Here is a 3936-nt window from a genome sequence, read left to right as displayed (position 1 = left end):
TTTTTCAGATTGCTCGGCGATCCTTCGCGAGGGCGCAAGGTCGATTTCGGCCCCGCAGATCGCCCACGCTGGAGGCTCGCCGCCTTCGCCTCTTTGTCTCGGATATGCCCAATTCGGGTGGATACGTCCTGCCAAAACCGGGGATCGCCTGCGCACGGTCGCTGACGTCACTTGACCTTGACCCGTCCATTTGCTTCGACTAAATGTGCTACACGTCCTACAACGGTGCAAAATGAAAACTGTCAGTGCGCGGCAAGCTAATCATGAATTTTCCGACCTGCTTTCGCGGGTCGAGCGGGGCGAGGAAATTCTGATCACCAAACGAAGCAAGCCCGTCGCCATTCTAGTTCCCTATCATCCTCCGCGCATGACACCGGAGCGCAAAAAGGCCATTCGACATGCACTCGACGTGATGACCAAAGGTTTGTCCTGGGGGAGCGTGCTGCCAGGGTTCCAGCGCGACGAGATGCACGAGCGCTGATGGTCGGGTTCGATACGAACGTTCTCGTCTATGCGACGGCGCCGATTGTGGATGTCAAGGTCGTTCGGGCACGCGACCTCATGGCGCGCGGGATGGCAGCCGCCTCAACGGTGCTGTTGCTGCAGACCCTTGCCGAGTTCAGCAACGTGGCCATCCGTAAGGCCGGGATTCAGGTCGCCGAGGTTCGCGAGATCCTTGACGCCTGGCTTGCGGTCTTGCCTGTTCAGGCAGCCGATCAAAGCGATCTTCTCGAGGCCCTCGGTGCGGTAGGCACCCATCGCTTGGCGTTCTGGGATGCAATGTTATGGGCGTCCGCGAAGCGTGCCGGCATACGCTACCTGCTCAGCGAAGATTTCCAAGACGGATTCGTGCTGCACGGGGTTACATTCATCAATCCATTTCACCGACGAAATGATAAACTGATCGATGAAATCCTTCCGCCTCCCTAAGCGGCCTGCCTCTCTTCGGTTGCTCCACGCACCATTCGGCGAACAAACGCAGCGATTGATGCCAAGGAGTTGAGATCTCCGTTCCGACGGCGAAGCACGATTCCCTCAGGGAACAGGGCAAATTTGGCTTCGTTGTGTAATTCGTCGCCCGCCAAGGCGTTAAAGAGGTGCATTCGAAAACGTCGGCCGGCTCGCCAGCGGCGTCAACGTCGCACGACGGGTTAAGCGCGACTGAAAGACCGTCAACCCTTTTTCTGCTGCCGCTTGCGGAGACGCACACCCGGCCCGCCGCTATTTCGTCGATGAAGTCGACGCCGGCTACTTCGTAGGCGCGTCGGACCACTTCAAGTGTCGATTGGCTCGGCTTGCTTGTTCCCGCTTCGAGTTGATGCACGGTCACAACGCCTACTCGTCATCATCTGCCTTCGGCGCCCAACAGCGGCCTGGCGGCGACGACTTCGGCGATCCGCACCGGATTGCCAGGACAAGAATTGTGATCGCGGCCAGCGGCTTAGCGAATATTTGGCATCCGCGCGGTCGCTATCATTGCTGCTTATTTGACGCTTTGACTTTCCCCGCTGCGTGAATGCCCGGCGGATCGGATGATATGCACAAGGTTCCCGGCAGCAGGAGAGTGGCGAGTGCGGCCCGATATTGCCCCCCGTGGTTTCAAATCCACGGAATCACATGCCATTCTCTCGCGCAGAGTTTCCGCGGCCTGTTAGTTTGCACCTGGCGGCGGCCATGCAAGGGGAACCTTGGCGCGCTGAGCGCCGGAGGGAAAACGCGCGCGTGCTAATGGCTCAGCCCGCGTGAATATCAGTCGTGATCGAAAGGCCGGCGGGCTTTCAACGATGACGATGCCACGAAGCGCGATACTGGCCGGGAGAAAAACAGGCTGTTGGAGAGCGAAATGAAAGGACCGCTTGGTCCAGTCTGGCACCTTTAGTCCCCAGCGTTGCGCCAGATGCTCACCGGCGGCGCCGATCCACGCATCGATCACGGGGTCGTCGACGCAAGACGCGACTGCGTCGAGGCGTTTCTGCTGAGCGATCTTATCTGGGTGATCCAAATAAAACTCATCGACGAATTCATCGAGCGCCATCGCAAAGTCGGATGAATTCTGCCGGGCAATTTCGGCGACATCAGCGAGGGTCTGCGGACGCCGCAGCTCGTGGTCAGTCACGCGAGCCTCGCCTGAATTGCTTCGATCAGTTCCGACAAACGAAGTCGAGCCGTAACGGACAATGCTTCATCCCCGAAAAATCTTTGAAAAACGTTGAGCATTTGATCGACCGAGGCTATTCCGCATTCAGCACCAATTCGGGCTGCGTCCTGGAAATCGCGATCGTCGGCCGTGACGCGCTCCAAAGCTTTTAGTTTCATTGCCAGAAGGTATTCCGGCTTGGCGGCAGTAACCCTGAGCCCAAATCGCTCCGGCGAAGGATAGAGCCCCACTGCGATGCGGTCCGCGTCGGTTTCGCCACGCCTTGTATAGGCCGCCACGTTTTCATTTAGCCACGAACGAGGCAGGTTAAGTTGCTTAGCGGCTTCATGCACTGCATCGATGATAATACCATGATTGCGCTCGCTGGTCACTCTCGCGTCAACATCGATAGAGGTCTTTCGCCAATCAAACTGAAACAGGATTGCGCTACCCCCATAGATAGCAATTTCGCCGAGCGTCTTTCGATCGAGCAGATACTGGCCCATGATGCGAAAGGCCTCCTCAATCTTGGCGCGGTCGAGCTGTAGGCGTTCCGTCATTACTGTTCGGCTTCCATGCTAGCCAAGCTTGCCTTGCTCCAAGCGTCATTGAGCGTATGAAACTCGACGCCGTCTGTCTCGAGTGCCCGCTTTTGCAGCATTTCTGCAAGCATACCACATGCATTTTTTTATTTATGGTTTCGCGGCTTCGATCAGCGAAATCGTTCTGCCGCCAAGCGCGTATTTTCGGCCCTGTTGCAGCTTTCGCAGAAAGCGCTCATCCGCTGTCACAAACTGACATTTTTTCTCAACCGCCAGGGCAAGGTACAAACAATCATAAGCAGGATGGTCGATCTCGATCGAGAATCGTGTCGCGGTTTCGAATAAAGACCGCGTCGGCAGCAGTTCGATTTCGGCGCCCTGTAGCAGACGGGCGGCGAGAAGCGCTTCTTCCTTCAAAAGCTCGCCCCTATGGACTTTTTTCCAAAGGATGTTCGCACATTCGGCTATGAGCAAGTCGGGCGCGATCAGCTTGGCCTTTTGACGGAGTGCCAGCGCCTCTGGTGTACCGTCCTCTTCAACCACCCATTTGACGGCGACGCTGGCATCGATGACGAGCGTGTTCACCGCTCTTTGCGTCCCTCACGAAGGAGAAGTTCTGAGGGCGTCTGTTTTCGCCGCCCTGTCAGCTTCCGCAGCTCGGCGGCTAACGTGTCGAAAGAGGGCTCAACATCGCCGGCGAGGGCCTGGCGAAGGATTTCCCGATGCTCGGCTTCGGTCGAGCGGCCATGCCGCGCCGCTCGACGCTTCAATCGAGCGATCAGATCGTCCTCCAAATTACGGACATGCAGGTTCCCGGTCATCCGGCGGCTCCATGGGGCCATTGATATCAGTGATCTCATATGGCGCCAAGTGGGTCAATATATCTGCGACAGCCCGGCGCTCGATGTGCTCGGCGCGGCGCCCGCAGGATCGGCGGCGATACCGGCGACAGCCCAGTCGGTTCCAACCTGCCCCATTGCAGCGGCCCCGGTGAGCTGGTTGTCCGTATATTGTAAACCTCGAATGCTCCGGTGTTGCTATCGCGCATTAGCATGTCGCCCGCGCTGGCGCCGGCGATCGGGCCGAACCCGACCACCTGCCATTCCGGCCCCACCTGCCCCATCGACGCCGCGGAGGCGAGCTGGTTGTTGCTGATGTCATAAATCTCGAATTGCCCGGTATTGCTGTTGCGCATCAGCAGGTCGGTCTCGTTGGCATTGCCGGAAAAATCGCCGAAACCGGCAACCTGCCACTCCA

7 protein-coding genes are annotated in these 3936 nt (G+C 58.0%); 2 read left to right on the top strand and 5 right to left on the bottom strand.

From position 1 onward, the window contains the following. The first annotated feature begins 232 nt into the window (after positions 1–232). Together WB528_RS17300 and WB528_RS17295 are read left to right on the top strand one after the other, a co-directional pair. Positions 233–481, top strand: a complete 249-nt coding sequence (locus WB528_RS17300) for a type II toxin-antitoxin system Phd/YefM family antitoxin (protein ID WP_423889627.1) — start codon at positions 233–235, stop codon at positions 479–481. Beyond that, positions 481–930 carry a PIN domain-containing protein gene (locus tag WB528_RS17295; RefSeq protein WP_423889626.1) on the top strand — a complete coding sequence of 150 codons (450 nt, stop codon included), beginning with the start codon at positions 481–483 and terminating at the stop codon, positions 928–930. The genes WB528_RS17300 and WB528_RS17295 overlap by 1 nt, the downstream gene beginning before the upstream one ends. A 721-nt stretch (positions 931–1651) precedes the next feature. On the opposite strand, the gene WB528_RS17290 is transcribed toward WB528_RS17295, so the two are convergent. The 5 genes from WB528_RS17290 to WB528_RS17270 form a co-directional block, all read right to left on the bottom strand. Beyond that, positions 1652–2116 (bottom strand): hypothetical protein, encoded by a 465-nt coding sequence (locus tag WB528_RS17290; protein ID WP_423889625.1) that lies wholly within the window; start codon positions 2114–2116, stop codon positions 1652–1654. Further along, entirely contained in the window at positions 2113–2697 is a 585-nt protein-coding gene (locus tag WB528_RS17285; RefSeq protein WP_423889624.1) for a hypothetical protein, read from the bottom strand. The genes WB528_RS17290 and WB528_RS17285 overlap by 4 nt, the downstream gene beginning before the upstream one ends. 132 nt (positions 2698–2829) lie before the next feature. Further along, entirely contained in the window at positions 2830–3264 is a 435-nt protein-coding gene (locus tag WB528_RS17280; protein WP_423889623.1) for a type II toxin-antitoxin system VapC family toxin, read from the bottom strand. Next, positions 3261–3500, bottom strand: a complete 240-nt coding sequence (locus tag WB528_RS17275; RefSeq protein WP_423889622.1) for a FitA-like ribbon-helix-helix domain-containing protein — start codon at positions 3498–3500, stop codon at positions 3261–3263. Before WB528_RS17275 ends, WB528_RS17280 begins: the two co-directional genes overlap by 4 nt. 35 nt (positions 3501–3535) lie before the next feature. Then, on the bottom strand, positions 3536–3936 hold a 401-nt coding region (locus WB528_RS17270; RefSeq protein WP_423889621.1), incomplete at its 5' end, for a hypothetical protein.

Origin of the sequence: Bradyrhizobium sp. (genome assembly GCF_049586575.1) — a bacterium.
Classification (GTDB): Bacteria; Pseudomonadota; Alphaproteobacteria; order Rhizobiales; family Xanthobacteraceae; genus Bradyrhizobium.
This window is presented reverse-complemented; position numbering and strand designations above follow the sequence as displayed.